Origin of the sequence: Sphingobacterium sp. InxBP1 (assembly GCF_026191775.1) — a bacterium.
GTDB classification, from domain to species: Bacteria; Bacteroidota; Bacteroidia; order Sphingobacteriales; family Sphingobacteriaceae; genus Sphingobacterium; species Sphingobacterium thalpophilum.
In genome coordinates, this window is sequence record NZ_JAINDX010000044.1 from 99897 (window position 1) to 122422 (window position 22526).

At 44.3% G+C, this 22526-nt stretch carries 18 protein-coding genes; 10 read left to right on the plus strand and 8 right to left on the minus strand.

Annotated features, from left to right (window positions below; all coding sequences use genetic code 11):
- The first annotated feature begins 83 nt into the window (after positions 1 to 83).
- The 5 genes from K7A41_RS10980 to K7A41_RS11000 all read left to right on the plus strand — a co-directional run bounded on the left by K7A41_RS10980 (position 84) and on the right by K7A41_RS11000 (position 7473).
- Positions 84 to 2360: an ATP-binding protein gene (locus tag K7A41_RS10980; protein WP_265713727.1), complete on the plus strand. Its 2277-nt coding sequence runs from the start codon at positions 84 to 86 to the stop codon at positions 2358 to 2360.
- A 14-nt stretch (positions 2361 to 2374) separates the two neighbouring features.
- A complete protein-coding gene (locus tag K7A41_RS10985; protein WP_265713728.1) occupies positions 2375 to 3007 on the plus strand; it encodes a response regulator transcription factor in 633 nt (210 codons plus the stop codon).
- Positions 3008 to 3097: 90 nt separating this feature from the next.
- Entirely contained in the window at positions 3098 to 5119 is a 2022-nt protein-coding gene (locus K7A41_RS10990) for a hypothetical protein (RefSeq protein WP_265713729.1), read from the plus strand.
- Positions 5106 to 6392 carry a hypothetical protein gene (locus K7A41_RS10995; protein WP_265713730.1) on the plus strand — a complete coding sequence of 429 codons (1287 nt, stop codon included), beginning with the start codon at positions 5106 to 5108 and terminating at the stop codon, positions 6390 to 6392. Before K7A41_RS10990 ends, K7A41_RS10995 begins: the two co-directional genes overlap by 14 nt.
- A gap of 94 nt (positions 6393 to 6486) precedes the next feature.
- Positions 6487 to 7473 (plus strand): YihY/virulence factor BrkB family protein, encoded by a 987-nt coding sequence (locus K7A41_RS11000; RefSeq protein WP_265713731.1) that lies wholly within the window; start codon positions 6487 to 6489, stop codon positions 7471 to 7473.
- Positions 7474 to 7500: 27 nt separating this feature from the next.
- Here K7A41_RS11000 and K7A41_RS11005 read toward each other — a convergent pair whose 3' ends face one another.
- From K7A41_RS11005 to mnmE, 3 genes are all read right to left on the minus strand, one after another.
- Positions 7501 to 8229: a hypothetical protein gene (locus K7A41_RS11005; RefSeq protein ID WP_265713732.1), complete on the minus strand. Its 729-nt coding sequence runs from the start codon at positions 8227 to 8229 to the stop codon at positions 7501 to 7503.
- 236 nt (positions 8230 to 8465) lie between these two features.
- Complete coding sequence (locus K7A41_RS11010; RefSeq protein WP_265713733.1) at positions 8466 to 9854, minus strand: hypothetical protein; 1389 nt, start codon at positions 9852 to 9854, stop codon at positions 8466 to 8468.
- A gap of 340 nt (positions 9855 to 10194) precedes the next feature.
- A complete protein-coding gene (mnmE, locus tag K7A41_RS11015; protein WP_265713734.1) occupies positions 10195 to 11574 on the minus strand; it encodes a tRNA uridine-5-carboxymethylaminomethyl(34) synthesis GTPase MnmE in 1380 nt (459 codons plus the stop codon).
- A 171-nt stretch (positions 11575 to 11745) separates the two neighbouring features.
- Here mnmE and K7A41_RS11020 point away from each other — a divergent pair, with 171 nt between their 5' ends.
- A complete protein-coding gene (locus tag K7A41_RS11020; RefSeq protein WP_028068209.1) occupies positions 11746 to 12231 on the plus strand; it encodes a hypothetical protein in 486 nt (161 codons plus the stop codon).
- 71 nt (positions 12232 to 12302) lie between these two features.
- Here K7A41_RS11020 and xpt read toward each other — a convergent pair whose 3' ends face one another.
- The 3 genes from xpt to K7A41_RS11035 all read right to left on the minus strand — a co-directional run bounded on the left by xpt (position 12303) and on the right by K7A41_RS11035 (position 16075).
- Complete coding sequence (gene xpt / locus K7A41_RS11025; RefSeq protein ID WP_265713735.1) at positions 12303 to 12878, minus strand: xanthine phosphoribosyltransferase; 576 nt, start codon at positions 12876 to 12878, stop codon at positions 12303 to 12305.
- An 18-nt stretch (positions 12879 to 12896) separates the two neighbouring features.
- A complete protein-coding gene (locus tag K7A41_RS11030) occupies positions 12897 to 14675 on the minus strand; it encodes an AMP-dependent synthetase/ligase (RefSeq protein ID WP_265713736.1) in 1779 nt (592 codons plus the stop codon).
- 203 nt (positions 14676 to 14878) lie between these two features.
- Complete coding sequence (locus tag K7A41_RS11035; RefSeq protein ID WP_028068206.1) at positions 14879 to 16075, minus strand: proline dehydrogenase family protein; 1197 nt, start codon at positions 16073 to 16075, stop codon at positions 14879 to 14881.
- 95 nt (positions 16076 to 16170) lie between these two features.
- Here K7A41_RS11035 and K7A41_RS11040 point away from each other — a divergent pair, with 95 nt between their 5' ends.
- The 3 genes from K7A41_RS11040 to K7A41_RS11050 are packed head-to-tail and all read left to right on the plus strand — an operon-like array spanning position 16171 to position 18235.
- Positions 16171 to 16377, plus strand: a complete 207-nt coding sequence (locus K7A41_RS11040; RefSeq protein WP_028068205.1) for an RNA-binding S4 domain-containing protein — start codon at positions 16171 to 16173, stop codon at positions 16375 to 16377.
- Positions 16378 to 16427: 50 nt separating this feature from the next.
- On the plus strand, positions 16428 to 17495 hold the full coding sequence (gene aroB / locus K7A41_RS11045) for a 3-dehydroquinate synthase (protein WP_028068204.1): 1068 nt from the start codon (positions 16428 to 16430) through the stop codon (positions 17493 to 17495).
- 26 nt (positions 17496 to 17521) lie between these two features.
- Positions 17522 to 18235, plus strand: coding sequence for a ThuA domain-containing protein (locus K7A41_RS11050; RefSeq protein WP_028068203.1), 714 nt, complete (start codon positions 17522 to 17524; stop codon positions 18233 to 18235).
- A gap of 102 nt (positions 18236 to 18337) precedes the next feature.
- Here the strand turns inward: K7A41_RS11050 and K7A41_RS11055 are convergent, their stop codons facing one another.
- A complete protein-coding gene (locus K7A41_RS11055) occupies positions 18338 to 20224 on the minus strand; it encodes a TonB-dependent receptor plug domain-containing protein (RefSeq protein WP_265713737.1) in 1887 nt (628 codons plus the stop codon).
- A 186-nt stretch (positions 20225 to 20410) separates the two neighbouring features.
- Positions 20411 to 21364, minus strand: coding sequence for a zinc dependent phospholipase C family protein (locus K7A41_RS11060; RefSeq protein ID WP_265713738.1), 954 nt, complete (start codon positions 21362 to 21364; stop codon positions 20411 to 20413).
- 174 nt (positions 21365 to 21538) lie between these two features.
- Here K7A41_RS11060 and K7A41_RS11065 point away from each other — a divergent pair, with 174 nt between their 5' ends.
- Positions 21539 to 22525 carry a glycosyltransferase family protein gene (locus tag K7A41_RS11065; protein WP_028068201.1) on the plus strand — a complete coding sequence of 329 codons (987 nt, stop codon included), beginning with the start codon at positions 21539 to 21541 and terminating at the stop codon, positions 22523 to 22525.
- Position 22526: the final 1 nt, after the last annotated feature.

The following is a 22526-nucleotide window of genomic DNA, read 5'->3' on the forward strand; positions in this document are numbered from 1 at the left end:
TGGTGGTCAGCTTTACATCTCATTGGTAAGGCTGTCTACAATTATAGGATAATCATTGCGAATGCAGGTAAATTTATCTAAGTTTGGCAAATCCACCAGCGATAGCAATTGGCTTTATGGGATATCTTTATGCTGTTTTCAGATCGATAGCTGTATGCGTTGTTTCTCTATGCTGCTGTTGCCTACTTTTTGGACAGGAGCAATTGCAGGAGCTAAAAAAATCATATTATAATCTTCCTTTGGGAAGCAAGGAACGCTTTATTCTCACCGGAAAGTATGCGCAGGCCCTGTATTTCAACAATGAAAAAACACTCGCTAGCCAGCTGCTCAATGACAATATTCAATTGGCAAAAAGCTATCCAGATAAACAGTATTATGCTTATCTCAACTGTATTGCTGCGATGAACAGCTTTAATGATCACGCATTTGAAAAGTCGCGTTTTTATCTTGAGCATGCAAAATCTGTATTGCCGTTCATTCATGACAATGGCACGAGGGGATATGTTCACTACTGTGAAGGCTGGATTATGACCCGGCAAAACAAAGAGGATCAGGCAGTCCCTCAATTTCACAAAGCCCTCTCTTTTTTGGAGAAAGCCGTTCCAACTGAAAGCAACATGGCCCGGAAGCTTGCCATCTATAAAGAGCTGACGGCAATCTATGCGAATCAGCGGAATTACGAGTTTCAGGAAAAATATACTGGTCTTTTGCTGGAGACCGCCAAGGCTGGAAATAACGTTGCCAGCTTGTTTGATGCGTATATGCAGGCAGGGTATTTATTTGAGGAGGAATACCGATCCAATAAGAGTGACCGCAATCTGCTAAGGAAAGCCGAGCAGCATTATCTTGATGCCTACAGTCTGGTTCGAAGTAACCGGAAATCGCTGGTCAATCCAACAGATATTGCTTATGTGTCGGTAAATCTTGCCAATCTATACCACGAATTTTTCCCTGAAGATGATAAAAAAGCTTTAACTTTCGCAGAGCAGGCGCTGGATATTGCCGAGGAGGCAGGGCAGAACGTCATTGCAATCCCCGCTTACGGTATTTTGGCGGACGTTGCATTAAAGAATGGCCAAAGAGACAAAGGGAAGAAGTATCTGCAGCAGGCCCTCTTTATATTGGAAGGCGAGCCGCATTATGATCCCCAGCTCGGTTTAAGTCTTTATAGTAGACTAGCCGAAATCAACGTGGAAGAAGGCCGATATGAAGAAGCCTTTAAATATCAGAAAAAGTATATTAATGTCTTTGAAAAGGCATTCAATTCAGATAAACTGGATAAAACCAAGCAGTTAGAAATCAAGCTCGAACGAGAACTGCAAAACCAGAAACTGATGCGCCTTCGTCTGGAGGGAGAAAAGAAGGAGCAACAGATTAAGCTGATGAAAGCGCTGGCCGATAAGCAAAGCCAGCTGGTTGAGAACTTAAAGCTGAATGAACTCAACCGGACGCAACAGCTTAAGGTGGTACAGCTGGAACGTGACAAAAAAGAGCAGGATCTCCAACTGAGCCGGCTGGAAAACGAACAGCGCATGCAGGAGCTGGATGTGTCAAAAAAGGAAATTGCGTTTAAATCACGCATGAATTCCATTTATATCTGGCTGTTTGTCAGTTGTTTAGTTGCTGTTGTTCTACTGTTTTATGCTTACTGGCAACGATCGCGAACGCTCCGACAGAAAGAACACTTGCATGGTCTCGAGATTGAAAAAAACAATCAGCAAAATGAAATCAAGAATTTGACGGCTATGTTAGCTGGTGAGGAAAAGGAACGTACACGTCTTGCCCGCGATCTGCATGATGGGCTGGGCGGGCTGCTGTCGGGTGCAAAGCTCGGCCTTTCGTCATTGAGTGAAGGTCCATCAGAGGCATCATCGGTCAAAGATGGTATTTCGAAAAGCATAGCCCTCCTCGATAATGCGGTGGATGAGCTGCGCCGTCTGGCCCACAATCTTATGCCCGATCTGATTATTAAATATGGCCTGAAAGAGGCCTTGCAAGACTACGCTGCCCGCATGAGCCATGTTAAATGTCAGGTGGAATGTGAATTTCTGCAGTTTGAGTCGAAGCTGACTGCCGAGCAGGAAATATCTTTATATCGGATTATCCAGGAACTGGTCAACAATGCCCTGAAACACGCTCGTGCTTCAAATATCCTCATACAGCTTTCGTCTTATAATGAGCGTCTCCACCTCACCATCGAAGATGATGGCAGGGGCTTTGATACCAACACTGTCGATCTACAGCATTCCGCTGGTATGCACAATGTACGCTCGAGGCTTTCGTTTCTGCATGGCGACATGAAAATAACATCGGTCGTAGGAGAAGGCACGACAATAGAGATAGAAATAACCATGGTTTAACATGACAACATAACATGATAAAGATAGCAATCACAGATGACCATCCGCTATTGCTGGAGGGCCTAAAAAACATCATCAATGCCCATGAAGACTACGAAGTTGTGGGTATGTATACCAGTGCAGCCGATCTATTTAATCATATAGAGTCTGACCATCCACTGGTCTTATTGTTGGACATCAACCTTCCGGATGCCAATGGAATAGATCTGGTTAAGGGCCTGAAAGAGAACTACAAGGATCTAAAAATTGTGGCATTCAGCGTGCATAATGAGCTGGCCGTGATCAATAGCATTCTCAATGAGGGGGCTGACGCTTATCTGCAGAAAAATGCGCATGGTTATGAGATCATCGCTGCTATAACTCAAGTGCTGCTCGGTAATCGATATATCTGTGAGAAGACGCAGGCAATTTTAAACAAAAAAACAGATACAGGCCTTAAACAGGTGCCCAAGCTGACGCGGCGGGAGAAAGAGATTCTGTCATACGTCGCTAAAGGGTTGACCACAAATCAGATTGCAGATGCATTGTTTATCAGTTCGCATACTGTTGAAAGCCATAGGAAAAATCTAATGGAAAAGTTTCAGACCAAAAGTGTGACCGCCGCGGTAAAATCAGCCATCGAATACGGACTGATCCGTGAATCTTGAGCAGAGGGTTGAATTAGCTGAAATCAGGGAGGAGAAAAGCCCTGGACAATTGATACTTTTGATGCAGCGATTGTAACAAAGTATCCATATATGTTTAGTTTAACGTATTTATCTATTGGTAAGCAGTTATTGCCTTTATACATCGGGCTCATATTGTCTGTATGTTGTCCTATAAGTACGCTGAGTGCACAGGGTATAGCGCATCGGATACCTCGGAAAGCATATACGGTGACACTGGTGAATCTTGCTGAGTTTTCTGCACATACCGAGGCCGCTACCTTGAATAACTTGCTTGATAAGCTAGGTTTTTTTAGTCAGTTTGCAGATCGTACAGCTGTTGTGCCGAAGAATTTCTTCGATACAGCGATGGACGCCACAGGGGTTGTTCTGTATTACAGGGTGCATAAAGACAGCCTTGCCTATAGCGAGCTGATCATTCCTGTCAGGGACACGGCGCTTTTTAAAAAACTGTGGAGGATAAAGGGCACCCCTTATCCTGCTATGAACGGATATAGTCGGTTTAAGACGGCAGGTGGACGCCTTTTTGCATGGAATGATAAGGAATTGCGGATCTTAACAGGAGAAGTCGGGCATACCTACTTTTACAATGATTCCGTAGCGGCGAGATACGGTATTGATAACAGCGAGTACGCCATACCTGTGGTGTCAGCCCCGGTGGCCGATATGAATTCTGTATTGAAGGATTCGACAGAAGTAAGCTGGGAAGCGACAGATTTCGGTGAGGCTACGCAGGGCACGACACATACTGAAGGGTTATCCGATAAGGCGTATGGAACAGTGAGCGACAGTACAAGCTCGTACGCAGATCATACGGACTACGACTCGCTATCTACCGCTTTCGAGCAAAGCAATAGGCGCAATGATTCAATCAAACATGTATTACTGCACAAATGGTTACTCCAGGAGCAGGAGCTTTTGCTGAGCGGCAAGTACGATGGGATGGATGGGCGGCAGCAAAAGGCACTGTTCGACAAGCTGGGCCTGGCCCGGCTGTGGTACTCCAGAGTTAGTGATGTGTATGCCGAACTGCAACCACTTCATTCGCTGACCGACGCTTATTTACATACAAGCCGTTTCTCTGTGGAAGATGAATATCATGATCTCTTTGTTGATGCCCATCTGAAGCAAAATAAGATCAAACTCAGCGCCCGCATAAGCATGAGTCCAGAACTTTCGCAACTGTCGAAGAAGCTATATGCCAGAAAACCGAACCCAAAATTTGCGAAGTATCTGACAACTGAAACCGCGGGCTATTTGAACGTCAACCTCAATACTGCGGCTTATTTAAAAGAAATGCCCACCTTCCTTAGTAAAAATCTGAGGCGACACTTTGAGCCGGAGAATGAACTTCTGCCGCTGCTTGCGCTTGGATTTGGAATAGTGGTCGATGAGGAAGCGGTCGCCCGCATTATGCCGGGGGACCATATGGTGATCATGAACGGCATGATCAACCTGAGACTGGACTACATTGACTACGAGTACGATGATGATCTCAATCTCAAGGAAATTAAGAAAACAAAAGCGGAGATGGTGCCCTCATTTGTATGGATGTTTACGTCAGAAGATCAAAGAGTGATCAAGAAAACCCTTGATTTTGCTGTATCTGAGTCCAAGGCGAGTATAACATCAGGTCTTTACCAACTGCCGCGGGGCGGGGGCAGGGATTTTCCCTTATATCTGCTCTTTAAAGATAATTTGGTCATGATCAGCAATGACAGTACACAACTCCATAAAATTAAGCATCGAGGTGCTTATACAGCCAAAACCAACAAAACCTTTGTCAGGCTCATGAAAAGTAACAAACTATCCGCGGCTTTTCAGATCCCGCGGCTACCGAAAATGGTTAAAGATCTCCATATCGTGATCGATGACAAGTGGCGCAACACATTGGCAGAATTAAGTAATTATGGTAAATTTACGCTGTATTCCAAGGGTATCGTAAGCGACAGCTTAGTGGGGGAGTTGGAAATTGAGCTGCCGAAAACGGTGGAAAACGGGCTTCAGTTTGTACTCAGTCAGTTACTGGACGGGATAGCAGCAGATACAGCAAACAAAGTTGACAAGCACATCGATGAACATGAAAATGATTAAAAAAGGAACTATTTGGCTTTTAGGAATTGTTATGCTGTTTGTTATCACCGGATGGGGGATTTATGTCATTCGTCAACAGCAATCCTATAAATCCCTTGTCCACAAAAAGAGCAAAGCACTGCTGACAATTTCCCTCGATGACATTTTATTGAGCCAATTGTTTGATCGATGGCAGACTGCTCCGAAGGCAGGGCAGGACTACGCCAAAAAACTGCGTGAACTGAAGAATAATGGTATTGATATCAAAGCGAATGTATTTTTGTTTTCGCTGGAAGATACCGCCCGAAATTTTTACGCATTTTTTGATCTGAACGATAAAAAGCAGTTTTTGAGTTTTCTGAAAGACGGACTGGCAATTGACTCTATCCAACAGGACATTGCTCCTGGGATAAGCTACGCTTATCAGGAAAGAAATAAGATAGCTTTTATGTGGCGTGGCAAGGAGCTCTTGGTAGGGCTGGGTTTCGGTCTGGATCAGAAGCGGACCGAAATGTTGCATCTGATTCAGTCCAAGGATCAGCAGATCTCCATTGAGAACTTTATTAGCCGCCCCAGCACATTGACGCGTAAATCCATGCGCTATAGTGATATGTCGACACAGAACTTTATTGAGTTTGATTTGAAGGGTGGGCGTATGGAGATTTTCGGCGAGTTTACTTCGAAGCACTGGAACTTTCCAAAAACCTATACAGTGCGGAAGCTGGCGGCTAAGGACTATATTGGCAGAGGATGGATCAATTTTCCTGATGGCCGCCTAAAAAGACGAATAAAACATATTCTACGTGATTTGCCCATTTCAGCAGACTCCATTATGGCGCACACAACGGGTGAGTATATGGATATGGAAATACTGAACAGTCGGGTTGTGCAGGTCGATACCATCGTCAGCTATGCCGTCGATGATAATTTTGAGACCGTAGAAGAGAAGACACGCTACGAACATCAAGTACCAGACTTGAGGCTTGGCTTCAGGGGAGACAAAGAGTTGCACAAATATTTGCCGGCCAAACTTTTTTACCAGTGGTTTCAAAAGCAGGAAGGGTCGTTTAACATACTTTCCACTGCGTCAACAGCTGAAGGTCTCCAGACGGGTTATGGGGAGAGTGATGAACTGTTGCATGCGGACATTCAACTCGAAGATTGGCCGGATGCGCTGAAAGTGCCATCGGTTCTCTCGTTAAAGGCTATCGCAGCCAGTATCAACGTAAGTTTAAAAGTAACAGGGCCAGAGCGGCTTGTCCTGCAGGCTTCCATTCAGGATTACTCCAATTAAATCACTGACCACAGTCTCCTGCATAGTTTTAGGTGATATTCCAAAACTTTCTTTACCGAAAAGCGGTTTATTCTACACAAGCATCAGATTGATTATGAATATAAACACGAGAAGCGAAAGCAAGCTGAACACCTATTGGCAGATATTAAAAAATACGGGAGCTGGATTTCTGAATGAGGACTCGATGAAATATAGTGCTTCGTTATCTTACTATACCGTTTTTTCGATAGGTCCAATATTGGTTTTGATTATTGCATTGGCCGGAATATTCTATGGAGAAGATGCCATCGAAGGTAAGGTGTTCACAGAGTTACGTGGTCTGGTCGGCAATGGAGCAGCAAAGCAGATCCAGGAAGTAATTCAGAATCTGGAGCTGTCCGGTAAGTCTTCCATGGCGTTGATCATCAGCAGCGTCACCCTGATCCTTGGTGCGACCACGGTCTTTGGGGACATCCAGAATTCGATCAATAAAATCTGGCATGTGCGGGCAAAGCCCAAAAAAGGCTGGTTAAAACTTATTCAGGACAGGCTGTTATCATCTTCGTTGGTCATTGGACTAGGCTTTCTGCTTGTCGTCACGCTGATCATCAATGGAGTGATACTGGCACTGACCAGCCAGTTACAGCGGTATTTTCCAGATATGGCAGTCATGCTGGTGGATGCGGTTAACTTTGCGCTTTCTTTTGGTATTATCTTTTTGCTCTTCAGTGTTATATTCAAGGTGCTTCCTGATGTCAATATACAGTGGCGGACTGTGCGTGCGGGCGCATTGTTTACCTCCATATTGTTTGTTCTGGGCCGCTACCTGATCGGGATTTACCTTGAGCATTCGGCCACACAGGATACATACGGCGCAGCAGGATCCTTTGTATTAATTCTACTCTGGGTATATTACACGGCTGCAATTTTGTATTTCGGTGCGATCTATACAAGAGAATATGCAACGGTCATGGGTATCCCCATTGAGCCCTCGCAATTTGCAGTACACGTAGAAACGCAGGAGATAGAGCGTGATGTAGCCGAGATACCGCCGGCCCCCCTCAGTCCCGAGGAAAATACCAGCACTGCCGACAATCGATAGGCTGTTGAACGTGCGCTAATAGGTGGTTTACTGGCCCTCTTCTGTATCCTCAACATTCATTTCCCGGTATAACTTCCGGCCGATCATTCCCTTGTCGCCCAAAGCACGTCCTTTGATCAGCCAGGAAGTGCCAAAGAAGAAAAGAGCAATGGCCTCGAAGACCAGTGTGGCACGATCAAAGAGTTTAAACGGAATCAAAACGATACAAAGCAGTATCCCATAGCCACAGATCCGGTAAATATTATTTTCGTTAAATACACTGACCGGAATTTCTGTATTTCGTTCTTGACCTATTGTAAACACGTTGATCGAAAGTAGGGCAAAAATAAGAAACAGGACTGCTGCGAAGCCATAATGAAGTCCCTTTAAACCATATGTAATCAAGGTGCACTGTGTGCAGCTATGGCCTATGGGGTCGGTGGGTATAAATGCGATGCCAATCGCCATGCAGCCGGCCAGGTTGGTCAACAGGTTGTCGTTTTTCCAGATGACAGCGTTGCCGTTTCCTTTATAGCAGATAAGGAAAAGTCCCACAGCGCATAAAGTTCCGGTAAATATCTCCCTCAGGTTAGTGAAATAGTAATGGCTAATGGAGGGTTGAATAGCGGTATTGAAAACTCTGAAAAAAGACAGGAAAACCAGAATTATCGGAAGAAAAATGCCCAGATAGCCAATAGCCCTGCGCAGCCTTCTGTAGGCAAAAAGGTTATGGTTCTGTATTTTCTTTACTTGATTCTTAACTGCTTTTGCTTCCATAGGTTTTCTTTATTTTTAGGTCTTGATCTCGTGCCCGTTGTTTCGATGATGATATAGTGAACATAACGCTCCTTCAACGAAGCTAAAGAAAATTAATTTTTTAGGATAGGCAGAATCAGGTTACTTTCCGATACAGAACTTTGTTTATCAGTGTATAAAAATGGGAGACTAAGGGAAACACAGTAAGTTTAGTTCAAGTGGTTTGCCATTTCATCTCTTAATAATTTTTGTTAGGACTATCCATAAACTTTTCTTATTTGAGCGATAATATTTTGTTTAAAGTCTTTACTCGTGATATACGTCTGTTTAAATTTTTGATAATCTACTGCCTTTATTCCACTTGCAATAACTGCCTTGTCAAAAAGTTCCAGGGTTAATGTTTCCTTTTTGGCATATTCTAGCAATGATTGCATGACGCGATTTGTCTTTTCCCGTCCGAAAGTATCCTCAAAACACTTCAACATGAGGGGAGCCAGTATATAGCGGTAAGATTCATTAATTTGGGACATTTCTGTAATTTCGGAGAGTGGAATAAAACTTTGACCTTCTACATTTTTTGCTCCGGATAACAATGACTCTTTTAAAAATGAATTAAAACCAAAGTCTTCAGTCACGTTGAAGGAGAGATATTCAGCAAAAGATTCAACCCAAAACCAGGATAGTTTGCCAGATAGCATATGGGTTCCAAAATAATTATGGGCAAGTTCATGTCCCAGAAATTTACTGTACCAAGGCTCAAACTGGCCTTTGTCGTTCAGCATTCTGGCTGGATTTAAATCTGTAAAGGCAATTGCTGGGTAGTCATTAAAAGCCCAGCTGCTCCCAGGTTTTCTTCGATTGACAGCTTTGTGGTTAATAATATAAATTTTATCTGTGAATTTCGAACCTAGATTATTCGCAAGTTTTTGCTTTACGGCCTCAATATTCTTGAAAATATCCGCTACGCGTTTATTATCGGCATCTAAATTGAAAATATATCCAGCAGGTTGGGAAATGAAATCATAATTCCCTATAAAAATAAATAAGGACGATGGTTTGGTTGATATAAAATGTTTCGACAGCGTTTTTTGAGGAACATTGCCATTGATAAAGATGGTATTATTTTCCGAATTTGTAACTTTAATGGTCACATCATACGGATATTTATCAATCATTTTGTCATTATCCACATCATAAAGCACGGGATACCATTTTGACTGGTCGGCAGCACGCAGGGTTTTACCATTGAAAGCAATAACTCCTTTGTAATCGAAAGGTCCATAATCCTCGGTATTGTCAAAATATGTCGGGAATGCACCTTTATAGTCAACTTGAAAAGAGGTTGGTATTGTAAGCGTTTTGCCATTTTTGTCCAGTAAAGTATATTCGATTGCCTCTCCTTTAGTTTTACCATCATAGTGCCCGTCATAATCGACTAGACTTCCATTCGAATCCTTAAAATATTTAATATTCATCCCTTTGTTTAGGAGAATTTTGTAGTTTTTATTTTGCGGAATGTTATGAAGTTCAAAATTGCAGGTGAACAGTCCATCTTTCATATTAATTTCGACTGTGCCTTTGATAGTTTGTGCGAATAGAACAGGAAATGATAAAATGAATAAACTGGAAAAAATAATTTTCTTCATTAGCGGGGGAATTGTAGTTATCTGGCAAATATAATATTTCTGAGCTAATTATTAGTGATCGAACTATACATAAAATCTATTGAAAGGGACGTAAGGGATGATCTAGTCCCATCTACCAAAGATGGGTAGTAGATATAGAACATCGCTGATTATCAAGAGATTGGTCTAGATAATCTCTCCTTCGTTTCAAAAAATAAAATATTATCAATTTGAGGGACAAATGGGGGACAAAAAATAAAAAAACAAATCAAAATCACAACAACTAATACAAAACTAAAAGTAATGTAATTGGTTAATTATCAGATTATTGATTTGTTTAAGTTTGTTTTGTCTATATTTTTTACTTGCCAATGCAGAATTTTGAAAAAATATTGTCCAGTAAATCGTCTGTCGACACACTGCCCGTGATCTCACCGAGATGATACAATGCCTGTCTGATATCCATGGCCAGAAAGTCCGAAGTGACGGGATTATCAATTCCGAATAATACGCGTTCCAGAGAGTCGGAGGTCTTTTGTAGCGCCTCAACATGCCGGATGTTGGTCACCATAACATCATCGGTATTCAGATTGCCTAGTTGTACCCGGTTGATGAGTTCCTCTTTCAGTTCTTCAACGCCGATCTGTTTTTTCGCCGAAATATAAAGTGGCGCAAGTGCCTCATAGCTTGCTTTTTGATTTTCAGTGAGCAGATCACATTTGTTGATGATGGTAACAAACGGTATCTGAAGCTCACGGACTTCGGCCAGCTGAGACTGCACGTCTTCGATAGTATCCTGTATGGGGTCGAAAAGATAGATAATCAGCCGCGCCTGCTTCATTTTTTCACGTGTGCGTTCGACGCCTTTAGCTTCGATGATATCCGCGGTCTCGCGAATACCGGCAGTATCTATAAAGCGGAAGGTCACGCCGTGGATATTCATTTCATCTTCGATGGTATCACGGGTGGTACCAGCGATATCGGAGACAATTGCTCGTTCCTCATTTAAAAAGGCGTTGAGCAGGGTGGACTTGCCTACATTCGGTTTTCCGGCAATCACTACCGGCACACCATTTTTCAGTACGTTGCCTTGCTCAAAAGACTGGATTAACTTTTGAACGATCACCTGGATCCTGGTAATAAGATTCTTAAGCTGTTCTCTGTTAGCAAACTCGACATCTTCTTCGGAGAAGTCCAGTTCAAGTTCGATCAGCGAGGCGAAATGTATTAAATCCTCCCGAAGAGACTTGAGCTGGCCGGAGAAACCACCACGCATCTGCTGCATGGCTACCTGATGGGACGCTGCCGAATTGGAGGCAATCAAATCTGCAACGGCTTCTGCCTGGGAGAGGTCCATACCACCATTGAGGAATGCCCTAAGCGTAAATTCGCCCGGACGTGCCGCGCGTGCTCCCTTTTTGATCAGCAAACTGATGACGCGCTCAATAATATATTTGGAATTATGTGTGGATATTTCGACCGAGTTTTCCCTTGTATATGAGTTGGGGGCAACAAACAGGGAAACCAACACCTCGTCAATGATTTCATCGCCATCACGTATGGTGCCAAAATGAATGGTATGCGAAGGCTGTGCCGACAGATCTTTGCCCTTGAAAATGTCATTTGTGATCGTAATCGCCTGTTGGCCTGATACCCGGATAACTGCAATGGCGCCATTCGCGCCGGTGGATGTTGCTAATGCGACAATTGTATCTTCAGTGATATAACCTGTATTGGACATGTTGCAAAGATACGTTAAATTGGCCGGAATGGAAGTACAAATCACAGAACGGACAAAATTACGTTCAGTGATTAAACCTTTAGCAAGATCTTGGGGTCATACCTATAGAAACGCTTTTAAAAGCAAAAAAGAAAGAATAACAACGGAGTTCAAATTTAAAATACTGTGGCTATGAAAAAGATGATATACTTTGCATTGGCAATCGGGGGATTAACCCTCGCCGCTCCCAAAGACTCGGCCGCTCAGCATCGCGGGCACGAAAAGGAATGGAAACACGATAAAGAATACCGGAAGTATGAGGAAAAAAGAGACAAGGAATATCGGAAGTATTGGGAGAAACGTGAAAAGGAAGACCGTAAATACCACAAAAAGATAGCTAAGTATTACGAGAAAAGACACCGTCATGGCCCACCTGCATGGGCGAGAGCACATCGCTATGATAGTCGTCACCATGTATATTTCCGTGATTATAAGACATTTTATGATCCCTATCGTAATGGTTATGTCTATTTAAGAAATGGCAGTTGGAATTTTTCGGCCAGTATCCCTTCCTTTATGCTGAATGTCAATCTAGGGGCAGCCAACATCCGTATCGTGAAAGATGTGCCGATTAGCAGACATCCCGAAGATTTTTACAACGATTACCGTTGGGATTAATACATATACTTTATCTTGTTGTTTGAAGAAAAGCCTCAATCTTTTAAGTAAGATGAGGCTTTTTATCTGTTTTACTCTTCTTCGAAAGCTACCCTGTCGACTTTCAGTGATTTTATGCGGGCCAGGGACTCAATGCGAATGCCGGACAGTGCCCTTAGCCGCCGGCCACCCTCCTGAAAAGATTTTTCGATGATGAAACCCATACCCGATAAAGAGGCTCCCGATTGACTGATCAAGTCCATTATGCCAAAAGCGGCATTGCCATTCGCCAGAAAGTCATCGATAAAGAGTACCTTGTCATCTGCTTTAAGAAACTCTTTGCTCACACAGATATCGTATGTTCTGTTTTTTGTAAAAGAATGAACTGCACTGACGTACATGTCGCCCATGGTTTTTGGCTTTGCTTTTTTTACAAATACAACTGGTAGCTCGAGCAGGTAGCCCAGCATGATTGCCGGTGCTATGCCACTAGCTTCTATCGTGATGATCTTGTTGACCGGAAGATCTGCAAAGCGGCGGACAAACTCTACGGCAATAGATTTCATTAAGACCGGATCCATCTGGTGGTTAATAAAGCTGTCGACCTTCAGTATGCCTCCAGCGAGACTCTTGCCATCGTTCAAGATCCTATCCTTTAATAATTTCATATGATTTAATATAAATTGCTACTCTTCTTCCATTTGGTAGATGTGGTTGAACTCCGCCTGATGATGCTCAAGGATTACCTTACGTTTCATTTTCAGAGTCGGCGTGAGTTCGCCGTTTTCAATGGTGAATTCATCTTTTAGGATAACCGGCTTTTTTATCTGTTCCCAATTGCCAAAATGCTGATTTGCCCGACGGACTTCCTGATTGACCTTTTTGACGACCATCGGGCTTTCCAGAAACTCCTGCCTGCTCATAGTCGCAAGTTCCGGCGCATCTTGTTTCGCCCAGTCCAATAGATGTGCATAGTTCGGGACGATAAAGGCTGACGCAAACTTCATCCCGTCACCGATCACCATGGCCTGCTCGATAAATTTGGATTCCACAAGCTTCGTTTCGATCGGCTGCGGAATTACGTATTTACCACCCGATATTTTAAACATTTCCTTTTTGCGGTCGATGATTTTTAGAAATTTTTCGTCTTCCCATTTGCCGATATCGCCCGTGTGGAGCCAGCCGTCCACGATTGTTTTATCGGTTTCCGCCTGATTTTTATAATAGCCCATCATCACATTGGGACCCTTTACCAGTATTTCGCCATCTTCAGCAAGTTTGATTGCCACAAAGCGGACGGGGAGGCCCACGGTGCCCACGCGGATGCCCTTTAGGTAATGGTTTACCGAAATGAGCGGGGATGCCTCCGTCATACCGTAACCTTCATACAACGGGATACCTGCCGCTAAAAATGCACGGGTCAGCTTGTTGTGCAAAGAGGCTGAGCCGGAGGCCACCGTCTGCAGCTTTCCCCCCAGCGCTTCATACCACTTGTTGAGCACAAGCTGTTTGGCCAATTTGAGTTTCATATTGTAGGCGAAACTCCTTTTGGCCGGATTGGGATCATATTCTTCGGCGACAGCGACAGCCCAATCAAATATTTTTCTTTTAAGCCCCGTAAGCTCGTGGCCGGTTTTCATGATTTTCTCATAGACCTTTTCAAGAATACGGGGAACGACCGTCATGATATGAGGCTGTACTTCTTTGAGGTTGTCACCGATTTTATCAAATGATTCGGCGATATGGATTGTGAAGCCCAGATACATGTACGTATAGAGCACCATTCGTTCATACGCATGGCAGGGGGGAAGAAAGGTAAGTCCCCGGTCATAGGCCTTACAGGGTGTGATTTCTGCGGCCCCCAGCACATTGGCGAAAATATTACTATGGGAGAGCATTACACCCTTTGGCTTGCCCGTGGTACCCGACGTATAAATCAGGGTGGCCAGATCATCGGGCTGGATCTGGTCGCGCAGCTCCGTTAATTTATCTTCAGGACATCGGCTACCCAGATCAATGAGTTCGTTCCAGCTTCGCAAGGAGTCCTGTTCGGCGATGCAAAATATATATTTTAATGTATAGATTGATTCTGTAAGGTTCATCAGTCTGTCATAAAGCCCCTTGTTGCTGACAATACAGACTCTGATCTCGGCATCGTTGAAAATATATTGGTAATCGGCGTCGGTGATGTTGGGATAGATGGCCACGACCACAGCCCCGATCTGCTGAATGGCAAAATCTATCAGATGCCATTCGATGCTGCTGCCAGCGATGAGGCCGACTTTTTCGTCTGGTTTAACACCTAGTTCGATCAGGCCTTTGGACAGTTTATCCACTTTTTCAAGAAAATCTGCTGTTTTTATATAAATCCACTTGCCGTCCACTTTGTGGGCAAACATGTCAAGGTTAGGGTATTTGCTGACCTGTTGGCGTGCGAGATCAAATAATCTAAGTTTTTCTTCCATTTCAAATGTATATTCTTTTGTCCCATGGGAACCCCTTCCCCTATGAACTTTGTTTTAGCGGAAAAGTTTGCAAACTTAAATAATTGTTTCAATAATAAGGAATGATTTTCCATTTAGCTTCTACGAAGGAATGGATACAGTAGGGTGCTGAGCAGGGACACCGGGAGGATTGGCAAGCCCCATTACATGAAAAAAGCCAGCCTTTATCGACGGCTAGCTTTTCTTCTTTGTTTTTCTTTGATCAACAGTCCGAGTTCACGGCCCGTTGCTCCGGCGACGGAGGTATTTTCCTGTGCTCTTCTGAACAAGTAAGGCATGACTGCTTTTACAGGGCCATAGGGCATGTACTTCGCGACGTTGTAGCCATGAGCAGCCAAATTGAAGCTCAGGTTATCAGACATTCCCAGGAGCTGAGCAAAGTAGATCCGGTCGGTGGATCGGTCGATGCCACGTCTGTCAATTTCTTTGGCCAATAGCATACTGCTGTCCTCGTTGTGTGTACCGGCCATCAAACCGAAATTGTCCAGATGGTCCAAAATAAAAGCTATGGCTTCGTTGTAGTCACGGTCTGACGCTCCTTTGTTGGGTTGGATAGGGTCTGCATACCCTTTCTGGGCGGCACGTGCTCGTTCGATCTCCATATAGGCGCCGCGTACAATTTTGGCACCCATGTGAAAACCTCTAACTTTGGCATATTCAAAATCCGCTTTCAGCGAAGCCAGTTTGTCACTGCGGTACAATTGATAGGTGTTGTATACAATCGGTTTTTCCACATTGTACTTTTCCATCATCTCCCGCGCGATATCATCGATGGCATCCTGTATCCAGGAATGTTCGGCGTCGATCAGTACTTTGACACCAGCATCGTAACAGGCTCTGCAAATGCGGTCAGTACGGTCGAGCATACGCTGATATTCGGCTTGCTCGGCTTCATTCAGCGTCTCTTTTGCGTTGACTTTTTCAAATAGCTCAAAACGTCCGAGTCCCGTAGGCTTAAAGACCGAAAACGGAATATATTTATTTTTGCTGGCAGCCACTACCGTGCGGAGGACCTCGTTGCAGCAAGCATCAAAGGCACTTTCGGTCTCTTCCCCTTCGACAGAATAATCGAGTATTGTGCCGACGCCATTCTCACCCAATTCGTTGATGGCGGCTTCGCAACCCTCAATTGTTTCTCCGCCACAAAAATGCTTGAATATTGTATTGCGGATGATACCCTGGATCGGCAATCCGATATTCAGGGCAAAGTTGGTCATTGATGGACCTACTTTTGTCAGAAAGTTATTCGCAATTATTTTGAATAACCAATACGCTCTTTCCAGATCCTTATCGCTTTTGCTTTTAAAAGCGATCTCTGTATTATCAAAGGACAATGTTCTGGGCTCGGAATTCTCAATCATAATCTTTATTTGCAATAAGGCAAATGTAGCAATTTAGTGTGCATTAAAACGATGATATTTCTTGTATTCCTCCCCGAAACCGTTATTTTTGTGGAATGCAAGAATTTAAAATCGAGGGCGATTATATACAGCTTATACAGTTACTTAAAGCTTTAAATTGGGTGGAGCATGGCGCTATGGCACAGTTGGTTGTGTCGGAGGGATATGTCAAGTACAATGGACAGGTCGATTATCGGAAAAGACTCAAATTGCGGCCGGGAGATGTGGTGGAGTTTGACGGGATGGAAGTAAAATTGGTGTAATATTAAACAATATTGGTAAATAGAAAACTTAAACCTTAAAGAATCATAGAATGGAAGTCATAGAAAGTTTGGGCTATCAGGTATATTTTGATGACACGCTGGCCTCGCTAGAGACGTTTTTAGCTGCACGCAATTATTCCAAAATCATTGTTCTGGTCGATACGAATACGTTGGATAATTGCCTGCCTTTATTTCAGCAGGCCCTGCCCAGTTTATCCAACTATGATGTTATCGAAGTAGATCCCGGGGAAGAAAATAAAAACATCGACTTTTGTATCGGTGTTTGGCAAAATATGCTTGATTTTGGTGCTGATCGACATTCCCTGTTAATTAATCTGGGCGGCGGGGTCGTCACTGATATGGGCGGTTTTGCGGCTTCCACGTTTAAGAGAGGGATGGATTTTATCCAGATCCCAACGACACTACTTTCGCAGGTAGATGCTTCTGTGGGCGGCAAAACGGGCATAGATATGGGCAGTGTCAAGAATATTATCGGTACATTCGCACAGCCTCAGGCCGTGTTTATTTCCAGCCTTTTCCTAAAGACCCTGGATAAGAGACAGCTCATTTCAGGCTTTGCAGAAGTCATCAAACATGGGCTTATTTTCGACCAGGCATATTATAATCAAGTGAAAACACTGGGTATCGATCAGGTTGACAATGCCCTGATCAAGCATTCTGTTTCGATCAAAAATAGGGTCATTCTGGAAGACCCAAAAGAGAAGGGACTCCGCAAGATCCTGAACTTTGGGCATACGATCGGACATGCCATCGAAGGCTATTCCCTGCAGCATGACAAGCGACCGTTGCTGCATGGTGAGGCTATTGCTGTAGGCATGATCTGTGAGGGATTTCTTTCTCATAAGCTGAACGGACTTTCGCTGACGGATCTGGACGATCTGATAGCTACCTTTAGAAGATACTTTAATGACTATAGCTTCAGTTCGTCCATTGATACCACGCTTTTGGAACTTATGCGCAACGATAAAAAGAACCTGTCCAATCAGATCGGCTTCGCACTGCTTGACCGTATTGGCAGCTGCCAGTATGATATATTTGTATCCGAAGAAGATATCATTGAGAGCCTTGATTTCTACCGTGAACTGACTGCAGGATAAAATTTGATATAATAACCATTTATACCATGAACAGATTATTGATTTTACTATTTTTCATTTTGGCAACCGGTTTCGTTGCCAACGCGCAACGGCGTGTTCTGATATTCAGCAAAACAAAGGGATTTAGACACAGCAGCATCGAGAAGGGTGCAGAAGTCCTAAAATTGCTACTGGATAAAGAGAATATTGGGTCTGACCACTCGGAAGATGCCGCATTGTTTACCGACGGAGAGCTGCAAAAATATGGCGCTGTTATCTTTCTGAGCACGACAGGTGACATCCTGGACAGTGCACAACAAGCAGCGTTTGTCCGTTTTATTCAGTCCGGTAAAGGTTTTGTCGGTATCCACGCCGCGACAGATACCGAATTTGACTGGCCTTGGTACAACGGGCTGGTCGGAGCTTATTTTGCATCCCATCCCGCTGTACAGAAAGCGAAAATCGATGTGCTTGATCAAAAGCACCCTGCAACCGCACATCTCGACAAGGTTTGGTGGCACAAAGATGAATGGTACAATTTCAAGGATGTAAAAGACGGTCTGCACGTGCTGATGAATCTGGATGAAAAAAGCTACGAGGGGGGAAAGATGGGCGACCATCATCCGATTTCCTGGTCACATACTTACGATGGAGGGAAGGTGTTTTATACCGGATTGGGGCACACAGCCGAGTCCTATGACGAAGCTGAGTTTAGGCAGCACCTGATTGGTGGTATTTTGTCTGTACTTCCCAAAAAATAAACTTGGGGCCAACGGCCCCCTTGAAAATGTGAAAATGCCCCGATATGGCTGTCCATGTCGGGGCATTTTCACATTCAGGTATCGGCCGAACCTGGATTTCCTCTAATACTTCAACCTGCATTTCGCTCCCAGACTGAACCATCTCCCCGGCATGGGGACAGCGGCGGCCTCGACATAACTTTTGTCAAAAATGTTCTGGATGTCAGCAAAGATATCGACAGTCGTCCACTGGTAGGAAGCCCGAATATCCGCTATGAAGTAGCTTTTATAGCTGATGCGTTCATTGAAACGATTGGCCGTTGTCAGCGTCCAGTTGTTATGATTTATTGTAAAATTGAAAATGACCTGATGTCTGAGGCTTTCAATGGCGTATTTTGACAGTGTGCCGTCAGCGACAGTCACCTCAGGATGAAGGTAGTTGTAGCTGACTGTCGTATAATATTTTGTGGCTGCTTCCGGATCGTTGAGTTGGTAGCGGAAGGAGGCGTTCAGACCATTGACGGTATTTTTTCCGATATTGGCCGGCTTCCATGGGACAACTGTTCCTGTTTCTGTGTTTTCCGTTGATTTCTGCCAATCGATGAAATCGGTAATGTTGCGGTGGAAATAGTTGGCCTGCGCCACGATACGGTTTGATAAGTACTTGATTCCCCCTTCGATCTGATAAGCGTTTTCAGATAATAGATCAGGGTTTCCGATATTCGCTGTCTGATTGATGTAAAGATCGGTAAAGGAAGGTACTCTTTGCGCGGAGCCGGCGCTCAGGACCAGCTTCCAATGCTCATTGAGGTCATAGCCCAGATCAAGGCCGGGAAATACCTGCCATCCGAATTTAGAATTGTAATTCACATAGGCGCCCGTGCTGAGCATAAGCTTCTCCATTGCTTCTGTTTTAAACTCCAGGTATCCGCCATAGTTATTCCGGGTGTGGGCGCCAATCGCCGTGCTGTTGATCTTCTCGAAGCGGCTTTCCAGTCCCAGTCCAAATGTTCCATAATGTTGTTCCAATGACATATTGACTTCAGCGCCGAATACATTGCTGTAGTGCTTTGACCTACCTTTTGCTGTCGACCGCCCCAGATACCAATACTCATCTTCATTATAGCGGTTGCTCAGCCTCGGACTGATTGCAAAAGCTGGGCTCAGCTGGTGTTTGGACTGTATGGAGGAGAAAGCTGTTTTGACCTGCTCATAAGCATCGTTGTCGGTCGGGGCAGCATAGTATCCATTTGCGCCAAAACGGTTGTTGATATAGCCGAAATCGGCCTTTACCTGATTAGTGGCGTTTGGCTCGTAGGTTCCGTTGTAATAGAATTTGTCATTGTTTGAAGCGGTATTGTAACGTTGTCCGTTGGTATCCTCATGTCCAAAATATACCCCGTGGCTCATGCGCTCTGTCCGCAGCTCTGCGCCAATCTGCGCACCCTTACCATAGTATTTTCCGGAGCTGGTCTGTTCATTATCCTTGAAAGAAGTACCTCCATATACCTGTGCACTGATCAAGTTAGATTCCGCACGTTTGGTGACGATGTTAATGGCTCCTGTCAGGGCATTGATCCCAAAGATACGGGAAGCCGGTCCCCTGATGATTTCGATGCGCTCTATGGCTTCCAGTGGAACCGGCAGATTCATGTTGTGATGTGCACTCTGTGGATCTGTTATTTTGATTCCGTTCAGCAGGATGGCGGTTTGTTCAAATGATCCCCCGTCAATACTGACGTCGGCCTGCGAACCAAAGGGGCCACGCTGGCGGATATCCACGCCGGGGATATTGGACAACAATTCGTTGATGGACCGGTTTGGCAATCGCTGGATATCTTCCTGCGTTAATATCTGAATATTTTTGCTCTGCTTTGAAAATGGAATCTGAAGCCTGTTCTGGTTGATCATGACCTCATTTAATAAAGTTGTGTCCCTGGTCTGCGCATGTGCAGCGCTGATGGAAAGCACGACAGCAAGTTTTGTTAATGTAATTTTCTTCTTCAACATGATTGTGTTTGTTCAAGTAATATGCGACGCCATGTTATGCACAAGCTGTCAAGTTTCTGTGCAATTGCAGTTACGGCAACGACAGCGTCTTTCATAGAGTTTGACGGGACAAAACTAAGGAGTTGACCAAGAAATAAAATAGTCCGGTATTGATAATGTTGGTAGTCCGGAATGCTTTCCTTTTTATTACATCCATTCTTCCCGCCCGATAGGCTTTTTGCCCCATGTTGTCAGAGTATCCTGCTTGTTGTCTTCCATCATTTTGGGAGCCGCGGAAAGATCTGGCTGACCTGCTTCGATCCATGCTGAGTACCAGTAGGAAGCCACGCGGCTGATGGTCTTTCGCATTCTTCTTTCCACCATTCCGTTCAACGCGCTGTGGTAAGCTGTAGCGTAGGCGTCCGAATAGGTCCATATCAACTGGTTATTACGTTCTATAAAGGAGTTTTTCTGGGTGGATTTAAATTCTCTGTTGAGTGTGGCTTCAATAGTCAGTACCGAGTCGACCAGCAGGTTGCTTTCCCTGATGATATTCCAGGCCTCGCGCAGCGGATCTTCGATATACTGTGCTCTTCCCACCAGGAGATTGTAACGGCCCGCAAACATTTCGGGCAAGCGGCTCTCCCAGAAAGCGTGTATCCCTATCTGTCCCGTTAGCTGACCATTGTAATTTTTGGTTGTGTGCAGCGGTACATGGGCATCAGCGATATAGTGGCCCAGATCCGCCGAATGTTTGATAATCTGCGGATAATGCTTTGATTGAAAGGCCTTCACCAGCTTCAGGTAGGTGAAATTGATCTGCCAGGGAATGATCCCATTTTTTAATAATTCCCGTTCGCGAAATTTTTCTTTAACCTGTGACCAGTGTAGGGGGATGGAGTCGACGGCTCTGTCCGGACGGTAGTCTTCGATGTCTATAAAATGTCTCGGACCTTCGGCGCTGTCCACAAAACAGCGTTTGTCGGGATCGACAGCTTTTTCGGTAATCAGCTCAATGTTGGCTTTATAAAATACCGCCAGTTTTGACGGTAGAGCGAATACTGCATAATGATTGATTTTTTTGTGCGCAAAAAATCCCCAGGAGCATAATGTTGATATGACGACCAGGGATAATCCCCAGTAGAAAGGAGCCTTGAACATAGTAAATTGGTTATTAATTAATTGCTAACTTTAAATATACACAAATTCAAATTAAAAACATATTAACTTAAGCGGATGGCGCTGTTAATTTATGTTTTGTTAACATAACGAAACAATAAAATAACATTGATAGTCGTTTAAATTCATTAATTTGCCGACACAAATACAGTAATTATGAAGATATTGTATGCCGTACAGGGCACTGGCAACGGGCATTTAAGCCGCGCGATGGACATTGTTCCCTGTCTCAGGGCCCATGGTGAGGTAGACGTGCTGGTCAGTGGCATCCAGGCAGACCTGTCTCTGCCTTTTGAGGTGAAATACCGTTTTCACGGACTGAGTTTTATTTTCGGAAAGTCGGGCGGAGTCGATCTCTGGAAAACTTTTATGAGTTCTACGATACGTAAGTTTACCAGTGAGATCAAAAGTTTGCCGATTGAGGAGTATGATCTTGTGCTCAATGATTTCGAACCTATTTCTGCGTGGGCCTGCCATTCGAAGGACCTACAGTGCATCGGGTTGAGCCACCAGATCGGTGCGCTGGATCCAGCGAGCCCAAAACCTGAGGAAAGCGATATGCTGGGCAAGTTTATTATGAAGAACTATGCACCATCTACACATTCCTACGGATTTCATTTTAAACGATACGCCAGAAACATCTATCCACCGGTCATCCGTAATGCAGTCCGTGAACTGGAAGTGACGGACAACGGGCATTACACCGTTTACCTGCCGGCCTACGACGACGCGCACCTGCTTAAGCATCTGATGAAGTTTCCCGATGTGAAGTGGGATGTGTTCAGTAAACACAACTCACGGCCTTTCGAAATGAAGAATGTGACGATAAGACCGATCAATAACCGGTCGTTTATTGAAAGTATGGCATCGTCATCGGGAGTTTTGTGCGGTGCAGGTTTTGAAACACCGGCAGAAGCCTTATATTTGAACAAGAAATTGCTGGTCATCCCGATGAAAAATCAGTATGAGCAGCATCTCAATGCTGCTTCGTTGGAGGAAATGGGGATTCCCGTCATTTCGAGCTTGAAGCAGAAAAATATGCTGGCCATCGAAGCTTGGCTTAACAGCCGCTCGAGGGTAGAAGTTGATTATCCGAATATAACACAGGAAATTATAAATGAAATCGTGCAGAAGCACCGTTAAG

Coding starts and splice junctions, on each gene's coding strand:
- K7A41_RS10985 (WP_265713728.1), top strand. CDS start 2,375: ATGATAAAGATAGCAATCACAGATGACCATCCGCTATTGCTGGAGGGC.
- K7A41_RS10990 (WP_265713729.1), top strand. CDS start 3,098: ATGTTTAGTTTAACGTATTTATCTATTGGTAAGCAGTTATTGCCTTTA.
- K7A41_RS10995 (WP_265713730.1), top strand. CDS start 5,106: ATGAAAATGATTAAAAAAGGAACTATTTGGCTTTTAGGAATTGTTATG.
- K7A41_RS11000 (WP_265713731.1), top strand. CDS start 6,487: ATGAATATAAACACGAGAAGCGAAAGCAAGCTGAACACCTATTGGCAG.
- K7A41_RS11005 (WP_265713732.1), bottom strand. CDS start 8,229: ATGGAAGCAAAAGCAGTTAAGAATCAAGTAAAGAAAATACAGAACCAT.
- K7A41_RS11010 (WP_265713733.1), bottom strand. CDS start 9,854: ATGAAGAAAATTATTTTTTCCAGTTTATTCATTTTATCATTTCCTGTT.
- mnmE (WP_265713734.1), bottom strand. CDS start 11,574: ATGTCCAATACAGGTTATATCACTGAAGATACAATTGTCGCATTAGCA.
- K7A41_RS11020 (WP_028068209.1), top strand. CDS start 11,746: ATGAAAAAGATGATATACTTTGCATTGGCAATCGGGGGATTAACCCTC.
- xpt (WP_265713735.1), bottom strand. CDS start 12,878: ATGAAATTATTAAAGGATAGGATCTTGAACGATGGCAAGAGTCTCGCT.
- K7A41_RS11030 (WP_265713736.1), bottom strand. CDS start 14,675: ATGGAAGAAAAACTTAGATTATTTGATCTCGCACGCCAACAGGTCAGC.
- K7A41_RS11035 (WP_028068206.1), bottom strand. CDS start 16,075: ATGATTGAGAATTCCGAGCCCAGAACATTGTCCTTTGATAATACAGAG.
- K7A41_RS11040 (WP_028068205.1), top strand. CDS start 16,171: ATGCAAGAATTTAAAATCGAGGGCGATTATATACAGCTTATACAGTTA.
- aroB (WP_028068204.1), top strand. CDS start 16,428: ATGGAAGTCATAGAAAGTTTGGGCTATCAGGTATATTTTGATGACACG.
- K7A41_RS11050 (WP_028068203.1), top strand. CDS start 17,522: ATGAACAGATTATTGATTTTACTATTTTTCATTTTGGCAACCGGTTTC.
- K7A41_RS11055 (WP_265713737.1), bottom strand. CDS start 20,224: ATGTTGAAGAAGAAAATTACATTAACAAAACTTGCTGTCGTGCTTTCC.
- K7A41_RS11060 (WP_265713738.1), bottom strand. CDS start 21,364: ATGTTCAAGGCTCCTTTCTACTGGGGATTATCCCTGGTCGTCATATCA.
- K7A41_RS11065 (WP_028068201.1), top strand. CDS start 21,539: ATGAAGATATTGTATGCCGTACAGGGCACTGGCAACGGGCATTTAAGC.